This window comes from Streptomyces lavendofoliae, assembly GCF_014649735.1.
Classification (GTDB): Bacteria; Actinomycetota; Actinomycetes; order Streptomycetales; family Streptomycetaceae; genus Streptomyces; species Streptomyces lavendofoliae.
In genome coordinates, this window is record NZ_BMTP01000015.1 from 168,104 (window position 1) to 187,706 (window position 19,603).

General features: G+C 71.2%; 12 protein-coding genes and 1 tRNA gene. 2 read left to right on the forward strand and 11 right to left on the reverse strand.

The window, feature by feature from the left end; all coding sequences use genetic code 11:
- Positions 1–55 precede the first annotated feature (55 nt).
- Entirely contained in the window at positions 56–868 is an 813-nt protein-coding gene (locus IE109_RS26130; protein ID WP_189553784.1) for an Fpg/Nei family DNA glycosylase, read from the forward strand.
- A gap of 37 nt (positions 869–905) precedes the next feature.
- On the opposite strand, the gene IE109_RS26135 is transcribed toward IE109_RS26130, so the two are convergent.
- The 10 genes from IE109_RS26135 to IE109_RS26180 all read right to left on the reverse strand — a co-directional run bounded on the left by IE109_RS26135 (position 906) and on the right by IE109_RS26180 (position 16,325).
- A complete protein-coding gene (locus IE109_RS26135; protein ID WP_189553785.1) occupies positions 906–1,193 on the reverse strand; it encodes a hypothetical protein in 288 nt (95 codons plus the stop codon).
- A gap of 310 nt (positions 1,194–1,503) precedes the next feature.
- Positions 1,504–1,989 (reverse strand): Dps family protein, encoded by a 486-nt coding sequence (locus IE109_RS26140; protein ID WP_189553786.1) that lies wholly within the window; start codon positions 1,987–1,989, stop codon positions 1,504–1,506.
- A 257-nt stretch (positions 1,990–2,246) separates the two neighbouring features.
- Positions 2,247–2,630, reverse strand: a complete 384-nt coding sequence (locus IE109_RS26145) for a helix-turn-helix domain-containing protein (RefSeq protein ID WP_019889909.1) — start codon at positions 2,628–2,630, stop codon at positions 2,247–2,249.
- Between the two features lie 109 nt (positions 2,631–2,739).
- Positions 2,740–3,261, reverse strand: a complete 522-nt coding sequence (locus IE109_RS26150; RefSeq protein ID WP_189553787.1) for a CinA family protein — start codon at positions 3,259–3,261, stop codon at positions 2,740–2,742.
- Complete coding sequence (gene pgsA, locus IE109_RS26155; RefSeq protein WP_189553788.1) at positions 3,258–3,935, reverse strand: CDP-diacylglycerol--glycerol-3-phosphate 3-phosphatidyltransferase; 678 nt, start codon at positions 3,933–3,935, stop codon at positions 3,258–3,260. The genes IE109_RS26150 and pgsA overlap by 4 nt, the downstream gene beginning before the upstream one ends.
- On the reverse strand, positions 3,932–5,410 hold the full coding sequence (gene rimO, locus IE109_RS26160) for a 30S ribosomal protein S12 methylthiotransferase RimO (RefSeq protein WP_189553789.1): 1,479 nt from the start codon (positions 5,408–5,410) through the stop codon (positions 3,932–3,934). Before rimO ends, pgsA begins: the two co-directional genes overlap by 4 nt.
- A gap of 359 nt (positions 5,411–5,769) precedes the next feature.
- Positions 5,770–6,666: a helix-turn-helix domain-containing protein gene (locus IE109_RS26165; RefSeq protein WP_373297776.1), complete on the reverse strand. Its 897-nt coding sequence runs from the start codon at positions 6,664–6,666 to the stop codon at positions 5,770–5,772.
- A gap of 217 nt (positions 6,667–6,883) precedes the next feature.
- The gene (locus tag IE109_RS26170; RefSeq protein WP_189553791.1) at positions 6,884–9,727 is read right to left on the reverse strand and encodes a DNA translocase FtsK; all 2,844 of its coding nucleotides are present in this window, start codon (positions 9,725–9,727) and stop codon (positions 6,884–6,886) included.
- 162 nt (positions 9,728–9,889) lie between these two features.
- Entirely contained in the window at positions 9,890–10,570 is a 681-nt protein-coding gene (locus IE109_RS26175) for a response regulator (RefSeq protein ID WP_189553792.1), read from the reverse strand.
- Positions 10,571–10,814: 244 nt separating this feature from the next.
- Entirely contained in the window at positions 10,815–16,325 is a 5,511-nt protein-coding gene (locus IE109_RS26180; RefSeq protein ID WP_229891554.1) for a HAMP domain-containing protein, read from the reverse strand.
- 282 nt (positions 16,326–16,607) lie between these two features.
- Here IE109_RS26180 and IE109_RS26185 point away from each other — a divergent pair, with 282 nt between their 5' ends.
- Positions 16,608–19,259: a SpoIIE family protein phosphatase gene (locus IE109_RS26185; RefSeq protein WP_189553794.1), complete on the forward strand. Its 2,652-nt coding sequence runs from the start codon at positions 16,608–16,610 to the stop codon at positions 19,257–19,259.
- Positions 19,260–19,318: 59 nt separating this feature from the next.
- On the opposite strand, the gene IE109_RS26190 is transcribed toward IE109_RS26185, so the two are convergent.
- Positions 19,319–19,391, reverse strand: a tRNA-Thr gene (locus tag IE109_RS26190).
- Between the last annotated feature and the right edge of the window lie 212 nt (positions 19,392–19,603).

A 19,603-nucleotide genomic window follows, 5' to 3' on the forward strand; every position in this document is an offset into this window, starting at 1 on the left:
CGCGCGTCCGCCCCCGACCCGGCCCCCACCGCCGCGCGTCCCGCATGATGGAGCCATGCCCGAAGGAGACACCATCTGGCTGACCGCCCGTCGCCTGCACACCGCCCTCGCGGGCAAGCTCCTGACGCGCTCGGACCTCCGCGTCCCGCGTCTGGCGACCGTCGACGTCACCGGCCGGACCCTGCTCGACGTGACCCCGCGCGGCAAGCACCTCCTCACCCGCATCGAGGGCGGCCTCACCCTCCACTCCCACCTCCGGATGGACGGCTCCTGGCGCCTCTACACCCCCGGGGAGCGCTGGAACGGCGGACCCGACCACCAGATCAGGGCCATCCTCGGGACCGACACCCACACCGCCGTCGGCTACCGCCTCCCGGTCCTCGAGCTGATCCGCACGAGCGAGGAGCCGTCCGTCGTGGGCCACCTCGGCCCCGACCTCCTGGGCCCGGACTGGGACGCCGAGGAGGCCGTGCGCCGGGTGTGCGCCGATCCCGCGCGGCCCCTGGGCGAGGCCCTCCTCGACCAGCGGAATCTCGCGGGCATCGGCAACGTCTACAAGTGCGAGCTGGCGTTCATGGCCAGGGTCACGCCCTGGCTCCCGGTCGGAGAACTGCCGCCGGGCGTCCCCGAGAAGCTGGTCGCCGCCGCCCACCGCCTTTTGGAGGCGAACAAGGAGCGCTTCGACCGCCGGACGATCCTCACCACCGACCGCCCGGACCGGAAGCTGTACGTGTACAGCCGTAAGAACCACCCCTGTTACCGCTGCGGCACCCTCGTCCGCCGCCAGGACGAGGTCGGACGGGACCGGGTGTCCTACTGGTGCCCCGGCTGCCAGTCCGGTCCCGGTCCGGACGGCCGGCCGGGCTGACGGGCCGCCGGACGACGTACGGCCGGCGCCCGCTCCCTCACGACCGCCCGGGGCGTACCGCGTCCGAACGGCGGCGCAGCCACGCGGTGACGCCCCGCGTCACCGGCGACGGGGTACCCCCGGCCGTCGCGGGGTTCGTACGGGCCGAGGCCACGTGGACGGGCAGCAAACTCAGGCCCCAACCGCCGGCCGCGACGGTCGCTTCCACCATCCCGGCCTGTCCGGGCGCCAGCGCCAGTCTCAGCACCGCCCACCACCACAGCCCGCCCACCACGACTACCAGCACCATTGCGAGCGCCGGCAGCGGAACTCGTCGCCGTACCATCGCCGCCTCCTCCGGTCGACGCTAGACCGGGACGATCACAGGACGGGAGGGCGTACCGTTGCGCGCCTCCGGCGTACGCCGGGCGCTCGGCACACCCTCCCGTTCATCCGCGTCCCGTCCCGCGCTCAGGGCGTGTCTTTCGGATCTTGCCGGGCTCGCGTGCCCCGGCACGCGCGTCCGCGGCGTTGTCGTCGGTCGCCCATGCTCCGCAGTGGCTCCCTCCGACGCCTCGCATCCGCACGCACCGGACCCCGCTCCCTGATCCGGCCTGATCCAAAAGACACGCCCTAGTCCTCAGCGCTCGACGGGTTCACGGGTTGTCCGCCTGGCGGCTCTCCGCCTGGAACATCCACGCGTGCTTCTCGAGGTCCGCGGTGAGGGCGATGAGCAGGTCCTGCGACACCGGGTCGGGCTTGTCGGTGGTCTCGATGCGCTCCCTCATACGGCCGATCACCACGACGAGCGCGTCCACCATGATCTGTACCGCTTCGTCGTCCTTAATCCAGCCCGTCGGCACGTTCTTGATGGCCGTGCTGGACGCGACCGTCGAGGCCCGCCCGTCCGGGGTGACGCCGAGGGCCGACGCGCGCTCCGCCATGACGTCGGAGTGCTGGCGGGCGGTGGCCACGACCTCGTCCAGCTGCAGGTGGATCGAGCGGAAACGCGGACCGACCACGTTCCAGTGCACCTGCTTGGCCACGAGGGACAGGTCCACGGCGTCGATCAACGCGCCCTGCAGGGCTTCACCGACCACCTTCAGGTCGGCGTCGGACAGCGGGCTCTTCACGACAGACATTCCGAATCCTCCGTTCTCGGCGTGCGGCGGGAGCACACGCCCGACCACCATTACACAAACGACCTAAAACGGGCATTCGGAGTAAACGAAAGCCCCGGTCGGCCATTCGGGTACCCGACCGGGGCTCAGCCCAAAACGTGCACGTGCCAAGAAAGTCCTCACGCGCCCTGTGACAGCGGTGCCGTGAGCGCACTTGCACGCGCTCACGGCAACACACCCACGGGAACAACCGACGAAGAGGCCGCCGACGAGAACGCTCAGGCGGCGACGACGTCCACCGCCTCCGCTGGTGCCTTGATGGTCACCCGCTCGGTCGGCACACCCGCCACCGACGTCACGGAGACAGAATTGAGCATCGGGCGTACTGGTGCCGGCACCGGCTCGCTCGCCGCTGCCGATTCGGCCAGCTCAGCCAGCGAGAGTTCGTCGCTCACCTCTCGCATGAGCTCGGACATCCGTACGTCAAGCGCGTCGCAGATCGCGGAGAGCAGCTCGGAGGAAGCCTCCTTCTGCCCCCGCTCCACCTCGGAGAGATAGCCGAGCGAAACTCGGGCGGACGAGGAGACTTCGCGCAGAGTACGGCCCTGGCGCTGGCGCTGCCGACGCAGCACGTCACCCAACAGGCGACGGAGCAGAATCATCGGTGGCTCCCTCCTCGGACCGTGTAGCCGCATCCTTCACGCCCCACCGTACCGCCTCGCGCTGCGGCCGTGCGGGGAGCGATGACGTGTTCACTCAGGGCTGCAAACATCAGTTCCCCCCGTTCTGTTCCGTATCCTGTGCCCGCGCGTTGTCCGAGAGTTCGCCCACGAGCAGTTCCAGCACGCTCCGTACACTCTCTCTACGAATTTCCGCACGGTCGCCGTTCAATCGCAGTGCGGTCACTTTGCCCGCACCGAGGGCCCCGCCGGCCGGCCCGCAGACGGCCACGTACACCGTGCCCACGGGCTGTCCGTCCTGCGGCTCGGGCCCCGCCACTCCGGTGGTCGCGATCCCCCACCCGGCCGCGAGCCGGTCCCGCACACCCGCCGCCATCTGCAGCGCCACGTCCGGGTCGACCGCCCCGCGGCGCTCCAGCAAGGCCCCGTCAACGCCGAGCAGATCCCGCTTCAGCGCGGTCGCGTACGCCGTCACCGACCCCCGGAAGGACTTCGAGGCGCCGGGCACGGACGTCAGTTCCGCCGCCACCAGGCCACCGGTGAGCGACTCGGCGACAGCGACCGTCTGGTGACTCTCCGCAAGGAGGGCCAGAGCGCGCGCCGCCGCCGTCATCGTCCGGGCTCCGTCCCGGAGCGCGGTCGCGCCCGCTCGGCGGCGAGTCCCTGGCGTCGCAGGACCACCGCCTGCCGCACGTAGTCGAGCCCGGTCACGACCGTCAGCACGACGGCCACCGCCATCACCCAAAAGCGTAGGGTCGCCAGCGGCCCGGTCAGGGCCAGGACGTACATTCCGACCGCCATGCCCTGGGCCAGCGTCTTCATCTTGCCGCCGCGACTGGCCGGAATCACACCGTGCCGGATCACCCAGAACCGCATCAGGGTGATGGCCAGCTCGCGGAAGAGGATCACCCCGGTCACCCACCAGGGCAGGTCACCGAGGGCCGAGAGGCAGATCAGCCCGGCCGCCATGATCGCCTTGTCGGCGATGGGGTCGGCGATCTTCCCGAAGTCCGTGACCAGGTTGTACGCACGGGCCAGGTGGCCGTCGAAGATGTCGGTGATCATGGCGACGGCGAACGCCGCCCACGCCCAGGCGCGCCACGCCGGGTCGTAGCCGCCGTCCTGGAGCAGGAGCACCACGAACGCCGGCACGAGCACCAGCCGCACCATGGTGAGGATGTTGGCGATGTTCCACAGGCTGGCCTGATTGACGGCCGCAGCTCCCAGCTTGCCGCCGGGCGCCGGCCTACCCGTACCGCCCGCAGCGGATGCCGGGGCTCCGGTCATCTGCCCGCCTCCTCAAGGCACTCGGCCACGAGGTCGACGCCCTCCGTGCCGACGACCTTGGCCGTGACCATCCGCCCGGGCACCAGGCCCCCGGGCGCCGTGAAGACCACCTGGCCGTCGGTCTCCGGCGCCTGGTGCGCGGCACGCCCGACGGCGCCGTCGCCGCCCGGCGACGCGTCCACCGACTCGACCAGCACCTCCAGGGTCTCTCCGAGCCGCTCCTCCGCGCGCTGGGCGGTCAGCTCCTCGGCGAGCCGTGACAGGTGGGCGAGCCGCTCGTCGACGACCTCCTGGCCGAGCTTGTCCGCGTAACCGGCGGCCTCGGTGCCGTCCTCGTCCGAGTAGCCGAACACGCCGATGGCGTCGAGCCGGGCGTGCGTGATGAAGCGTTCCAGCTCCGCGAAGTCCTCCTCGCGCTCGCCGGGGAACCCGACGATGAAGTTGGACCGCACACCGGCCTGCGGGGCCTTGCCCCGGATGGTCTCCAGCAGTTCCAGGAACCGGTCGGTGTCCCCGAAGCGCCGCATGGCGCGCAGCACGTCCGGCGCCGAGTGCTGGAAGGAGAGATCGAAGTACGGGGCGACCTTCTCGGTCGACGTCAGGACGTCGATCAGCCCGGGCCGCATCTCGGCCGGCTGGAGGTAGCTGACCCGTACCCGCTCGATCCCGTCGACCGCCGCCAGCTCGGGCAGCAGGGTCTCCAGGAGCCGGATGTCGCCGAGGTCCTTGCCGTACGAGGTGTTGTTCTCGGAGACCAGCATGACCTCCTTCACGCCCTGCTCGGCCAGCCAGCGGGTCTCCCCCAGGACGTCGCTGGGGCGCCGGGACACGAAGGAGCCGCGGAAGGACGGGATGGCGCAGAACGAGCAGCGGCGGTCGCAGCCGGAGGCGAGCTTCACCGAGGCGACCGGGCTGGTGTCGAGACGGCGGCGCAGCGGCGCGCGCGGTCCGGACGCCGGTGCCACGCCCTCGGGAAGGTCCGCCGGGGCGGGCGCGGGCTCCTGCGCGTGGCCGGGCAGGGCGACCCCGGCGACGGCCTCCTGCCTCTGCACGGGGCTGAGGGGCAGCAGCTTGCGCCGGTCACGCGGGGTGTGGGCCTCCACGCTGCCGCCGCTCAGGATGGTCCGGAGGCGGCTGGAGATGTCGGCGTAGTCGTCGAAGCCGAGCACGCCGTCGGCCTCGGGCAGCGCCTCCGCGAGCTCCTTGCCGTACCGCTCGGCCATGCAGCCGACGGCGACGACGGCCTGGGTGCGGCCGTGGTCCTTGAGGTCATTGGCTTCGAGCAGGGCGTCGACGGAGTCCTTCTTGGCGGCCTCGACGAAGCCGCAGGTGTTGACGACCGCGACGTCCGCGTCGGCGGCTTCCTCGACGAGCTCCCAGCCGTCCGCTGCCAAGCGGCCTGCGAGCTCCTCCGAGTCCACCTCGTTACGGGCGCAGCCAAGAGTGACAAGGGCGACGGTACGGCGTTCGGGCATGGACTCAAGACTACTTCGTCCCAGCGACACCCCCGCCGCTCAGGGGTCACCGCGGAGCCGCCGCGCCCGTCCCGCCGCACGGCCGGGGGGCGACCCCCCGCCGCCCCGTCCGGGAAACCACCGGACCCGGTGGTCCGCCCCCGGCCGCCGATCGGGCCCGGATGAGGCCGGACGAAGACGATCCCCCGGGGCGGAAGCCCGCCCCGGGGGATCACCACCTCGTGCTCGATCTCGACCGCCTACCGCGGGGGGAGTCCCGCCCACGCACCGGGCCGACGACCGCGCCCACCGGGCCGGGACCCGCACGCCCCGGTTCGCCCGACCCGGCGCGACCGGCCCCGGCGACCCGCCGGCGGCCGTCATCCGACCTCGGGGTCGCCCTTGGTGTACGTGAGGCGCTCGACCTGGCCGGACTCGAACTCGTCCTCGATCTTCTTGCCGTTCACGAAGAGCTCGATCGCCCCGGCGTTGCCGAGGATGAGGTCGAGGCGCTCGTCGTCCTGGAAGGTCTTGGAGGTGCCCTCGAGGAGCAGCCCGTCGAAGAGGAGCTTGCCGTTCCGCTCCTTGACGGAGATCCAGCTCTTGTCGTCGGTCGCGGTGAGCTTGACCGTCACCTTGTCCTTGGGCGCGGCGGCGATGGCGCTCTCCGACGGCGCGGGCGGCGGGGCGACCGCCTTGGGCGGCTTCGGCTTGCCGGTGGCCTTGTGCGCGGGGGCCGGGCCCTCGGCGACGTGCGCCCGGGAGCCGCCGCCCTCCCCGTTGAACAGGGTGAAGCCGACGAAGCCGATCACCGCGACGATCGCGGCGACCATGGCGGCGGTCCAGTTGGGCCGTCGCCGCTCGGGGCGGATGCGCTCGGCCTCGAACAGCGGCGCGGCGGGCGTGGGCGACGGACGGCCGCCGTGCTCGGCGTCGTACTGCCCGACCAGGACCGCGGGGTCGAGCCCCACCGCGCGGGCGAGCGTGCGGACGTGGCCACGGGCGTACACGTCACCGCCGCACCGCGAGAAGTCGTCCTCCTCGATCGCGTGCACGATCGGGATGCGGACGCGCGTGGAGGTGCTGACCTCCTCGACGGTCAGGCCGGCGTCGATGCGTGCCTGCCGCAGCGCACGGCCGATCGAGGGCCGGTCGTCCTCGGGAGCGTCGGGGACGTCCGCGACACCCTTGGCGGACCCGGCAGCCGCGGCACGCGGATCGTCCGAGAGGTCGGGAGTCGAAGGACGGTCGTCTTCGGGAGAGTTGCCGATGGACACGAGGGCGCCTTTCGAGCGTGTAACCACCTGCTGGAGGTTCAGTCTATGGGTGGTACGAAAGGGTGGGGCAACCGGGCGGACGCAGTTTGTACGCCATCGGAATGGCCCGGCGTCCGACGGACGGGACAACCGCTCCCGCCCCTCCTTCCAACTTGACGTACGGCGGAGGGAAACGGTTGCTCACGGTTCCCACACGACTGGGCTCATCCCAGCAGCCCTACCCCTCCGACTCGCCACGGATGACGGCGAGTACTCCATCCAGGTCATCGGGTTTGACAAGGACGTCCCGCGCCTTGGACCCCTCGCTGGGTCCGACGATGTTGCGCGACTCCATCAGGTCCATCAGCCGTCCCGCCTTGGCGAAGCCGACGCGCAGCTTGCGCTGGAGCATGGAGGTCGAGCCGAACTGGGTGGAGACGACCAGTTCGGCGGCCTGGCACAGCAGGTCCAGGTCGTCGCCGATGTCCTCGTCGATCTCCTTCTTCTGCTTCGTGCCCACCGTGACGTCGTCCCGGAAGACGGGCGCCATCTGGTCCTTGCAGTGCCGTACGACCGCCTGGACCTCCTCCTCGGTCACGAAGGCGCCCTGCATGCGGACCGGCTTGTTGGCCCCCATCGGCAGGAACAGCCCGTCGCCCTTGCCGATCAGCTTCTCGGCGCCCGGCTGGTCCAGGATGACCCGGCTGTCGGCGAGCGAGGAGGTGGCGAAGGCGAGCCGGGACGGCACGTTCGCCTTGATCAGGCCCGTGACGACGTCCACCGACGGGCGCTGCGTGGCGAGGACCAGGTGGATACCGGCGGCCCGGGCGAGCTGGGTGATGCGCACGATCGCGTCCTCGACGTCCCTGGGCGCCACCATCATCAGGTCGGCCAGCTCGTCGACGATGACCAGGAGGTACGGGTAGGGCTGGAGCTCTCGCTCGCTGCCCTCCGGCGGCTTGACCTTGCCGGCGCGTACGGCGGCGTTGAAGTCGTCGATGTGCCGGTAGCCGTACGCCGCGAGGTCGTCGTAGCGCAGGTCCATCTCCCGCACGACCCACTGGAGGGCCTCGGCGGCCCGCTTGGGGTTGGTGATGATCGGGGTGATCAGGTGCGGGATGCCCTCGTAGGCGGTCAGCTCGACCCGCTTGGGGTCGACGAGCACCATCCGTACGTCCTCGGGGGTCGCCCTTATCATCACCGAGGTGATCAGGCAGTTGATGCACGACGACTTGCCGGAGCCGGTGGCACCGGCGACCAGGATGTGCGGCATCTTCGCGAGGTTGGCCATCACGTAACCGCCCTCGACGTCCTTGCCGAGCGCGACCAGCATCGGGTGGTCGTCCTCGGCGGCGTCCGCGAGGCGCAGCACGTCGCCGAGGTTGACCATCTCGCGGTCGGTGTTGGGGATCTCGATGCCCACGGCGGACTTGCCGGGGATCGGCGAGATGATCCGCACGTCGGGGCTGGCGACGGCGTACGCGATGTTCTTCGTCAGCGCCGTGATCCGCTCGACCTTCACGGCCGGGCCGAGCTCCACCTCGTACCGGGTGACCGTCGGGCCGCGCGTGAAGCCGGTGACGGCGGCGTCGACCTTGAACTCCGAGAACACGTTCGTCAGCGACGCGACGATGGCGTCGTTGGCGGCGCTGCGCGTCTTGCCGGGGCCGCCGCGCTCCAGGAGGTTGAGCGACGGGAGGGCGTACGTGATGTCCCCGGCGAGCCGGAGCTGCTCGGCGCGCGCCGGCAGGTCCTGCGGCTCGTCGCGCACGGGCGCCGGCTTGGTGAGGTCGGGTACGAGACCGCCGGGCGCCCGCTCGTCCCGGGCGGGCGGTACCGAGCCGGCGTCACCGGCCGCCCGGCCGCCACGGCCACCGCGGGCAGCCCCGGTGTCGCCCGCCCGGGCACCGCCCGCGGCCCGGGCGTCGCGCGCGTCCCGGTCTCGGTCGCCGGTCACGTCCCGCGTCAGGTCGGCGACCACCGGGGAGGGCGGCATGCCGTTGAGCACGGCCCCGTCCAGCGCGGCGGCCGCCGCCGCTGCCACGTCCACCGCGTCCAGGGGCCGGTCGTGGTCCGCCTCCGAGGGCGCGGCTGCCTTCCGGGGCCGCCTGCGCCGCGTGAGCGCCTCCTCCTCGGCGCCGTCGGGGGCGTACGCCCCGGGGTGCGCGCCGGCCCGCCGCGAGCGGGCGGGCAGCGCCTCGCGCCACTGGTCGTCGTACCGCTCGTCGTCCGGGCCCAGCTCGCCGGGCGCGGGCTCGACGATCCCCAGCCGCACACCGAGCGCCCTCAGCCGCTGCGGAATGGCGTTGACGGGTGTCGCCGTGACGACGAGCAGCCCGAAGACGGTGAGCAGGACCAGCATCGGTACGGCGAGGACCTCGCCCATCATGAAGATCAGCGGCTTGGAGGCGGCCCAGCCGATCAGTCCCCCCGCGTCGCGCACCGCCTCGCTGCCCAGGTCCCGCCCCGGCGAGCCGCAGGCGATGTGGACCTGGCCGAGCACGCCGATGACGAGGGCGGACAGCCCGATCACGATGCGCCCGTTGGCCTCGGGCTGCTCGGGGTGGAGGATCAGCCGGATGGCGATGGTGCCGACGAGGAGCGGGACGAGCAGGTCGAGCCGGCCGAAGGCACCGGTCACCAGCATCTCGACGAGGTCGCCGACCGGGCCCTGGAGGTTGGCCCAGGTGCCGGCGGCGACGATCAGGGCGATGCCGAGCAGCAGCAGGGCCAGGCCGTCCTTGCGGTGCGCCGGGTCGAGTCCCTTGGCGCCGCGCCCTATGCCGCGGAGCATCGCGCCCACGGCGTGGGCCAGGCCCAGCCAGAGGGCGCGCACGAGCCGGTAGACGCCCGCCGTCGGTGAGGACGCCGTCCTGGGTGCGGCCCGCCTCGCCGCGGGCTTCCGGGCGGGTGCCTTCTTCGCGCTCCTGGCGGCCGGCTTGGCCGCCTTCACGGGCGCGGTCTTCTTCATCGGGGGCTTCGCCGGGGCGGCCCTCTTCGCCGCGGCAGTCGTACGGGCGGCGCGCGGCCGCGCGGTGCCCGCCGCGCCCTGGGAACCCTTGCCGGACGTACGTGAGGCCATGGTGGTGAGGTTACCGGTGTGGGGCGCGGTGGACACGCGTGCCTACCGCTTCACCCGTTCGTGTCGTCCGGAGAGTGACGCGGAGCTGACGCGCACTCAACAGGAGGGCGAGGCGGGCCGCCCTCGGGTGGTGGGCCGGGCCCGCCCAGCTCGGTCTGACGGTCAGTTCTGGTTCTGCGGCAGCGGTGGGCCGCCGCTCCCGGTCCCCGGTTCGAGCGCGTCCAGCGCCCTGCGCAGCCCGGTGAGTTTGCGTTCCAGATGGGCGGCGGTGGCGACGGCCGCGGCGTCCGCCGACTCGTCGTCGAGCTGCTTGGACAGCGCCTCCGCCTGCTCCTCGACCGCCGCGAGCCGGGCGGACAGTTCGGCCAGCAGGCCGGGGGACTCCTTGACGGTTCCGCCCTGACCGCCGCCCTCGAGCTGGAGCCGCAGCAGCGCGGCCTGCTCGCGGAGCTGACAGTTCTTCATGTAGAGCTCGACGAAGACCGACACCTTGGCGCGCAGCACCCAGGGGTCGAACGGCTTGGAGATGTAGTCGACGGCCCCCGCCGCGTATCCCCGGAAGGTGTGGTGCGGGCCGTGGTTGATCGCCGTCAGGAAGATGATCGGGATGTCCCGTGTCCGTTCCCGACGCTTGATGTGCGCGGCGGTCTCGAAACCGTCCATTCCTGGCATCTGGACGTCCAGCAGAATGACCGCGAAGTCGTCCGTCAGCAGCGCTTTGAGCGCTTCCTCCCCTGACGATGCCCGCACCAGCGTCTGATCGAGCGCAGAGAGGATGGCCTCCAGCGCCAGCAGATTCTCCGGTCGGTCATCGACCAGGAGGATCTTGGCCTTCTGCACCATGGCCCGTCCTCCTCGCCCCGGCAGTTGGCCGGGCGCCGCCCCAGGGGACGACTCCCTTGCGCCGTCCGTCCTTGTGCCGGTCATGGTAGCCGCACCCCGCCTGTCACCACACCCTGTCACCGCGATGTCACTGTGCACGTAGCGGAAACGCGGTGGGAGACCAGAAGGTTCCCCGAATCGCGCCCTCTCACACGCTTTCGACCACAGTCCGTCAACAACTCGCCAGGTTTTCCCCAGCCGGCGCTCACTCTCCGCTCATCCACTGCTCCATCACGGCGAGCAGATGATCCGGATCCACCGGCTTCGTAACGTAATCGGAAGCGCCCGACTCGATCGCCTTCTCCCGGTCGCCCTTCATGGCCTTCGCGGTGAGCGCGATGATCGGCAGGCCGGCGAACTGCGGCATGCGGCGGATCGCGGTGGTCGTGGCATAGCCGTCCATCTCGGGCATCATGATGTCCATCAGGACGACCGTCACATCGTCGTGCTGCTCCAGCACTTCGATGCCCTCGCGGCCGTTCTCCGCGTACAGCACCGACAGCCCGTGCTGCTCCAGCACGCTGGTGAGCGCGAAGACGTTGCGGATGTCGTCGTCGACGATCAGCACCTTCTCGCCGTGGAACTCGAAGCTGCGCCTCGGCTCGTGCGCCTCCTGGCCGGCCGCGGGCCACGCCTCCGCCGGCCCGGACGGCTGGCCTGCCTGGCCCGGCTGCCCGAACTGGCCGGGCTGACCGGGACCCGGCTGGCCCGGCTGGCCCGTCCGCTGCTTCGCGGCCCCCAAGGCCGCCCTGCGCCGGTGCCGGAACAGGGCGCCCACTCCCGAGCGCCCCTCGGAGCGGTCGGCACCCGGGCCCGCGGCCGGCAGCCCGTGCACGTCCAAGGCGCCCTCGTCGCCGCCGTGGTGGAGGTCGGGCCCCTGCCCGTGGCCGTAGCCCTGCGGCGGCAGCTCGCTCGGGTGCAGCGGCAGGTACAGCGTGAAGGTGGACCCGCGGCCCGGCTCGCTCGCCGCGTGGATCTCGCCGCCCAGCAGGCGGGCGATCTCCCGGCTGATCGACAGCCCCAGCCCCGTACCGCCGTACTTGCGGCTGGTCGTCCCGTCCGCCTGCTTGAACGCCTCGAAGATCACGCGCATCTTGCTGGCCGCGATACCGATACCGGTGTCCGTCACCGAGAAGGCGATCAGGTCACCCTCCGGCTCGCGCAGCGACCCGGCCTCCAGCAGCTGCTCCCGGATCGACTGCGGCACATCCGCCCTGGCCGGCCGGATCACCAGCTCGACCGCCCCGCTGTCGGTGAACTTCACCGCGTTCGACAGCAGATTGCGCAGCACCTGGAGGAGCCGCTGCTCGTCGGTGTGGAGCGTCGCGGGCAGCTCCGGCGAGACCCGCACCGAGAAGTCGAGCCCCTTCTCGGCGGTCAGCGGCCGGAAGGTCGCCTCCACGTAGTCGACGAGCTGCACCAGCGCGATCCGCGTCGGGCTCACGTCCATCTTGCCCGCCTCGACCTTCGACAGGTCCAGGATGTCGTTGATCAGCTGGAGCAGGTCGGAGCCCGCGCCGTGGATCGTCTCGGCGAACTCGACCTGCTTCGGCGACAGATTCCCGTCGGCGTTGTCCGCCAGCAGCTTCGCCAGGATCAGCAGCGAGTTCAGCGGCGTACGCAGCTCGTGCGACATGTTCGCCAGGAACTCCGACTTGTAGCGCATGGAGACCGCGAGCTGCTCCGCCCGCTCCTCCAGCACCTGCCGCGCCTCCTCGATCTCGGTGTTCTTCACCTCGATGTCGCGGTTCTGCTGCGCCAGCAGCTCGGCCTTCTCCTCCAGTTCGGCGTTGGAGTCCTGAAGTGCCTTCTGACGGCTCTCCAGTTCGGCCGAGCGCTCACGCAGCTGCTCCGTCAGCTCCTGCGACTGCTTGAGCAGCACCTCGGTCTTGGTGTTGACGCTGATGGTGTTGACGCTCGTGGCGATCATCTCGGCGATCTGGTTGAGGAAGTCGCGCTGGATCTGCGTGAAGGGCTGGAACGACGCCAGCTCGATCACCCCGAGGACCTTCCCCTCGAACAGCACCGGCAGCACGATCACATGCGCCGGGGCCGCCTCCCCCAGGCCGGAGGAGATCCGCAGGTACCCCGGCGGCACATTGACCTGGATGGTGCGCTTCTCCTCGGCCGCCGTCCCGATCAGCGTCTCGCCCGGCCGGAACGACGTGGGCATCGCCCCGGACGAGTACCCGTAGCTCCCGCGCATGACCAGCTCGTACGAGCCGTCCTCGTCCGCCCCGATCTCGTTGCCGCCGCCGGTCGGCATCGCCAGGAAGAACGCGCCGTGCTGCGCCGAGACGACCGGGGTCAGCTCGCTCATGATCAGCGAGGCCACGTCGTCGAGGTCGCGCCGGCCCTGCATGAGACCCGAGATCCGCGCCAGGTTGCCCTTGAGCCAGTCCTGCTCCTCGTTGGCCAGGGTCGTGTCCCGCAGGTTGGCGATCATCGTGTTGATGTTGTCCTGGAGGACCTGGATCTCGCCCGCCGCGTCCACGTCGATCTTGAGGTTCAGGTCGCCGCGGGTCACCGCCGTGGCCACCGCCGCGATCGCCCGCACCTGCCGGGTCAGGTTCCCGGCCATCTCGTTCACCGACTCGGTGAGGTCGCGCCAGGTGCCGTCCACGTCCCGCACCCGGGCCTGGCCGCCGAGGATGCCCTCCGTACCCACCTCACGGGCGACCCGGGTGACCTCCTCGGCGAACGACGACAGCTGGTCGACCATCGTGTTGATGGTGTTCTTCAGCTCCTGGATCTCACCGCGCGCGTCGATGTCGATCTTCTTGGTGAGATCGCCCTTGGCGATGGCGGTGGTCACCGTGGCGATCTGCCGCACCTGACCGGTCAGGTTGGACGCCATCGAGTTCACCGACTCCGTCAGGTCCTTCCACGTGCCCGAGACGCCCGGCACCCGGGCCTGACCGCCCAGCTCCCCCTCCGTACCCACCTCACGGGCCACCCTCGTCACCTCGTCGGCGAACGAGGACAGCGTCGTCACCATCGTGTTGACCGTGTCGGCCAGCTCGGCCACCTCGCCGCGCGCCTCGACCGTCACCTTCTTGGTCAGGTCTCCGTTGGCGACGGCCGACGACACCCGCGAGATGTTCCGCACCTGAGAGGTCAGGTTGTTGGCCATCACGTTGACGTTGTCGCTCAGGTCCTTCCAGATGCCGGTCACGCCCCGCACCCGGGCCTGGCCGCCGAGGATGCCCTCCGTACCCACCTCACGGGCGACCCGGGTCACCTCGTCGGCGAAGTTGGACAGCTGGTCCACCATCGTGTTGACGGTGGTCACCAGGTCGAGGATCTCCCCGCGCGCGTCGACGGTGATCTTCTTCGACAGGTCGCCCTTGGCCACCGCCGTGGTCACCTCGGCGATGTTGCGCACCTGCGAGGTGAGGTTGTTCGCCATCGAGTTGACGGACTGGGTCAGGTCCTTCCAGGTGCCGGAGACCCCCTGCACCTCCGCCTGACCGCCCAGGATGCCCTCGGTGCCCACCTCACGGGCCACCCGCGTCACCTGCTCGGCGAAGTTCGACAGCTGGTCCACCATCGTGTTGAGGGTGTTCTTCAGCTCCAGGATCTCGCCGCGCGCGTCCACGTCGATCTTCTGCGACAGATCGCCCCGCGCCACCGCCGTGGCCACCTGCGCGATGTTGCGCACCTGGGCGGTGAGGTTCCCGGCCATGCCGTTCACCGAGTCCGTCAGGTCCCGCCACACACCGGCGACACCCGGCACCTGCGCCTGCCCGCCGAGCCGCCCGTCCGTGCCCACCTCGCGGGCCACCCGGGTCACCTGCTCCGCGAACGCGGAGAGCTGGTCCACCATCGTGTTGATGGTGTTCTTCAGCTCCAGGATCTCCCCGCGCGCGTCCACGTCGATCTTCTGCGACAGATCGCCCCGCGCCACCGCCGTCGTCACCTGCGCGATCTGACGCACCTGCGAGGTGAGGTTGCCGGCCATGAAGTTGACGGAGTCCGTCAGCTCCTTCCAGGTGCCGGACACCCCCGGCACCCGGGCCTGGCCGCCGAGCCGGCCCTCCGTACCCACGTCCCGCGCCATCCGCGTCACCTGGTCGGCGAACGACGACAGCTGCGCCACCGTCGTGTTGACGGTGTTCTTCAACTCCAGCATCTCGCCCGCGACATCGACGGTGACCTTCTGCGACAGGTCACCGTTCGCGACCGCCGTGGTCACCTGCGCGATGTCCCGCACCTGACCGGTGAGGTTGCGGAACGCCGTGTTGACCGAATCGGTGAGGTCCTTCCACGTCCCCGCCGCGCCCGGCACCTCCGCCTGGCCCCCCAGCCGACCCTCGACGCCCACCTCGCGCGCCACCCGGGTCACCTCGGAACCGAACGCGGAGAGCTGGTCCACCATCGTGTTGACGGTGTTCTTCAACTCCAGCATCTCGCCGGCCACATCCACGGTGACCTTCTGCGACAGGTCGCCGTTCGCCACCGCCGTCGTCACCGTCGCGATGTCCCGCACCTGCGTCGTCAGGTTCCGGAACACCGTGTTCACCGAGTCGGTGAGGTCCTTCCACGTCCCCGCCGCGCCCGGCACCTGCGCCTGACCGCCCAGCAGCCCCTCGGCGCCGACCTCGCTCGCCACCCGCGTCACCTCGTCGGCGAACGTCCGCAGCGTCTCGGTCATCTGGTTGATGGTGTCGGCGAGCTGCGCCACCTCGCCCCGCGCGCTGACCGTCACCTTCTGCGACAGGTCACCGTTGGCGACCGCCGTCGTCACCTCGGCGATGCCCCGCACCTGGGACGTCAGGTTCCCCGCCATCGTGTTGACGGAGTCGGTCAGGTCCTTCCACACCCCGGCGACGCCCGGCACCTCGGCCTGGCCGCCCAGCTCCCCCTCCGTACCCACCTCACGCGCCACGCGCGTGACCTCGGAGGAGAACGACGACAGCTGGTCCACCATCGTGTTCACGGTGTTCTTCAGCTGGAGCATCTCGCCGGCCACGTGAACGGTGACCTTGCGCGACAGGTCACCCTTGGCGACGGCCGTCGTGACGAGAGCGATGTCACGGACCTGGGCGGTCAGCCGGTACGCCATCGTGTTGACCGAGTCCGTCAGGTCCTTCCACGACCCCGACATGCCCCGGACCTGCGCCTGGCCGCCCAGCTTGCCCTCGGTACCGACCTCCAGCGCCACCCGCGTCACCTCGTCGGTGAACGCCGACAGCTGGTCGACCAGGTTGTTCACCGTACGGGCGACCTTCAGGAACTCGCCCCGCAGCGGCCGCGCCGCCCCGTCCGTACCCTCCGACCGCAACTCCATCCGCTGGTCGAGGTCACCCTCCGCGACCGCGGACAGCACCCTTCCGACCTCGGACACCGGCCGGGTCATGTCGTCCACCAGCGCGTTCGCGGCCTCGATGGCCTGCGCCCACGCCCCCTCGCTGGCCCCGACCTCCAGCCGCTCGGACAGCTTGCCCTCGCGCCCGACCGTCCGCCGGACCCGCTGCAGCTCACCGGTCAGGTGCAGCTTCCGGTCCGCGACCTCGTTGAAGACGGCGGCGATCTCCGCCATCACACCGTCGCCGGTCACGGTCAGCCGCTTGCGGAAGTTGCCGTCCCGCATCGACACCAGCGCCGCCAGCAGCCGATCGAGAGCGACGGCGTCCACCTCGACGGTCCCACCGCTCCGGGGCCGTCCGCCCTTCGCGCGCGTGCTACCGCCCCGCGCCGTCACGCCAGACTCCACCGTGTCCCTCCCGAAGGGGTTGACCGTACTGCTCGGGCATTGCCGCTCCCGCTGTCGCCGGAAGCCTTCCCAGTGTTTCACCACGACAGAACCAGGCCATAACAGTTCGGCAGCTTCGCATAACGTCCCCGCCCTCGGGGGACGGAAACAGCGGTGACCACCATCCGCCCGGACCGCGAAGGTAAGTAACCTGGCATCCGGCTGTCCAACCGCCCCGGTCCGCCCGGCAGGGGCGGCGCGACGCTGCGGGACCACGGGCACGGGGAGGGACAGGAGCCGATCATGGCAGAGCCGGGCGTCGAGACGCGTACGAGGAGTTCTGTGATCACCGCTCGGGCGGCCGCCACCTTCGAACCCGTGGGACGGTCCGTGGCGACCGCCCGGGCCTTCGTCCGGGACACCCTCCAGGGCTGGGGGTACACCGACGTCGTCGACGACGCCGTCGTCCTGACCAGCGAACTCGTCACGAACGCCGTCATCCACGCCGGCACCGCCGCCGACGTCCTGTGCTTGCGCACCGAGAACGGCGTACGCATCGAGGTCGCCGACCGCTACCCCGAGCGCGAGGTCCCCCTCCAGGGCACCGGCCGCTCCCTGGCCAGCCCCGACAGCGAGAACGGCCGCGGCCTGCTCCTGTGCGCCGCCCTCGCCTCCCGCTGGGGCGTCGACTACGCCCCCACCCGCAAGCACGTCTGGTTCCAGCTCGACCTCCCCGAACGCCCCGTCGGCACCCGCTCCGCCGGCCCCGTGGTGCCCACCGAGCTCCTCCCGGTCACCGACGAACGGGTCCGCGTCGCCGTGGCCCAGATCGACCGCCACGGCGCGATCACCGCCTGGAACGAGGACGCCCGGCACCTCTTCGGGTACGCCGCCGACCAGGTCGTCGGCAAGCCGCTGGGCGACCTCGCGGCCTGGCCCCACACCCCCGGCATCGGCACCGGTATCGCCGAGGCCCTCCGCCTCTCCCGCTGGGAGGGCAGCTACGGCATTCGCGGCACCGACGGCCGCGTCATCCCCGTCTACGCCTCCCACCTGCGCGTACGCGACACCAACGGCGAACCGTCCACCGTCTGCCTCCTGGTACGGGACTACGAACGCGCCGTCCTGCAGTCCCCGGCCCGCACCCCGGTCGACTCCAGCAAGGAGAGCCGCGCCACCGACCCCTTCGAGGTCTTCATCGGCTCCCCCGCCCCCGACGACCTCGACGGCCTCCTCCAGCGGACCGTCGAGCGCGCCCGCGACATGCTCGACGGCGACGCCGCCTTCCTCCTCCTCGCCACCGACGACGAGACCGAGCTGGAAGTACGCGCCACCACCGGCCTCCCCTCGGCCCGCCAGCGCTTCGCGCGCGTCCCCGTCGAGGCCGCCGGCACCGGCCGCTACTCCTCCGCCCGCATGCCCGCCGTCCACGAGGACCTCACGGCCGTCCCCGGCGCCGTCCCGCTCCTCAACGGCACCGGCATGCGCTCGGTCGTCACCGTCCCCCTCAAGGTCGAGGGCCGCCTCACCGGCTCACTCGGAGTCGCCGCCGAGGCCGCCCGCCGGTACACGAACGAGGAGGCCCTCCGTCTCCAGTTCGCCGCCGACCGCATCGCCCTCGCCGTCGAGTCCGCCCGCCTCGGCGAACTGGAACGCCTCCGCCGCGGCTCCCTCAGCTTCCTCGTCGAGGCGTCCGACCTGCTCGCCGGCACCCTCGACCGCGACCAGACCCTGGCGCTGATGGCACAGATGACGGTGCCCACCCTCGCGACCTGGTGCGCCGTCTACACCATCGCCGACCCGACGTCCGATCCCTACCTCTCCTACGTCCTCCACGAGGACGAGGAGCGCATCGACGGACTCAAGGCCCTCCTCTCCAAAATCCCCCCGCCCGAGCCGGTCCCCTCCCCCGGCGCCAGCGTCTGGACGGCCCCCGCCGACGCCGCCCGCCAGGCGGCGCTGCGCACCTCCATGCGCGAGCTGGGCCTCGCCTCCAGCCCGGTCTCCTCCGGCATCGGTACGTCACGGGCCACGGCCGCAGCGGTCGGCGGAGAGACCGTCGTCCTCCCGCTGGTGGCCCGCAACCGCGTCATCGGCATGCTGACCCTGGGCAAGCCCTCCGACGACCACTTCCGCCAGGAGATCCTGGAGCTCGCCGAGGACCTCTCCCGCCGGGCCGCCCTCGCCCTGGACAACGCCCGCCTGTACTCGGAGCGCATGGCCATCAGCCAGTCCCTCCAGCGCAGCCTGCTGCCCCCGGGCCTCCCCCGGATCCCCGGTGTCGAGGTCGACGTCATCTACCGCGCGGCCGGCGAGGGCAACGAGGTCGGCGGCGACTTCTACGACCTCTTCCCCATCCACGACAACGCCTACGGCTTCGCCATCGGCGACGTCTGCGGTACGGGCCCGGAAGCCGCCGCCGTCACCGGCCTGGCCCGCCACGCCCTGCGCCTGCTGGCCCGCGAGGGCCTCGGCGGACCGGCGGTCCTGGAGCGCCTGAACGCCGCGATCCTCGACGAGGGCGCCCGCAGCCGCTTCCTCACCCTCCTCTACGGCGAGCTGTGGCCCCAGGAGGACGGCAGCGCCCTCCTCAAGGTCGTCTGCGCCGGCCACCCGCTCCCGCTGCGCCTCCGCCAGGACGGAACGGTCGAACCGGCCGCCGAGCCACAGCCCCTCCTCGGCGTCATCGACGACCTGGAGCTGTACGAGGAGACCGTCACGCTCGATCCGGGCGACGTCCTGCTGTGCGTCACCGACGGCGTCACCGAGCGCCGCGAGGGCTCTCGCATGCTCGGCGACGACGGCCTCGCCGATGTCCTCACCGCGTGTACGGGCCTGACGGCCGGCGCGGTCACCACTCGCATCCTGCGGGCGGTCGAACGTTTCGCCGCGGAGCCCCCGTCGGACGACATGGCCATCCTCGCCATGCGGGTCCCGGAGCCGCACACGGATTGAGGGAAGGGGAAAACGAAGAAGGCCCCCGCCATAGTGGCGGGGGCCTTCTTCGTTCTCTGAGCCCCCAAACGGAATCGAACCGTTGACCTTCTCCTTACCATGGAGACGCTCTGCCGACTGAGCTATAGGGGCCGGCTTGTCGCTTCGGGGTTTCCCCCTCGGCAACGAGATAAAGCATACCCCGAACGCGCGGGAATGCCCAACCGGCACTGACGAGCCGGCAGACCCGCAAGTGCGGGCAGGAACCCACGAACTGACGCCGCCTCACACGGACAACCCGGTGAACGCAGAAAAGCCCCGCACCATAAGGTGCGGGGCTTCCCCACAATAATTGTTCGGCGGCG

Excerpts from the sequence above, each read along its gene's own strand:
- IE109_RS26145 (WP_019889909.1), bottom strand. The coding sequence starts at position 2,630 with ATGATTCTGCTCCGTCGCCTGTTGGGTGACGTGCTGCGTCGGCAGCGC.
- rimO (WP_189553789.1), bottom strand. The coding sequence starts at position 5,410 with ATGCCCGAACGCCGTACCGTCGCCCTTGTCACTCTTGGCTGCGCCCGT.
- IE109_RS26150 (WP_189553787.1), bottom strand. The coding sequence starts at position 3,261 with ATGACGGCGGCGGCGCGCGCTCTGGCCCTCCTTGCGGAGAGTCACCAG.
- IE109_RS26130 (WP_189553784.1), top strand. The coding sequence starts at position 56 with ATGCCCGAAGGAGACACCATCTGGCTGACCGCCCGTCGCCTGCACACC.
- IE109_RS26140 (WP_189553786.1), bottom strand. The coding sequence starts at position 1,989 with ATGTCTGTCGTGAAGAGCCCGCTGTCCGACGCCGACCTGAAGGTGGTC.
- pgsA (WP_189553788.1), bottom strand. The coding sequence starts at position 3,935 with ATGACCGGAGCCCCGGCATCCGCTGCGGGCGGTACGGGTAGGCCGGCG.
- IE109_RS26185 (WP_189553794.1), top strand. The coding sequence starts at position 16,608 with ATGGCAGAGCCGGGCGTCGAGACGCGTACGAGGAGTTCTGTGATCACC.
- IE109_RS26175 (WP_189553792.1), bottom strand. The coding sequence starts at position 10,570 with ATGGTGCAGAAGGCCAAGATCCTCCTGGTCGATGACCGACCGGAGAAT.
- IE109_RS26135 (WP_189553785.1), bottom strand. The coding sequence starts at position 1,193 with ATGGTACGGCGACGAGTTCCGCTGCCGGCGCTCGCAATGGTGCTGGTA.
- IE109_RS26170 (WP_189553791.1), bottom strand. The coding sequence starts at position 9,727 with ATGGCCTCACGTACGTCCGGCAAGGGTTCCCAGGGCGCGGCGGGCACC.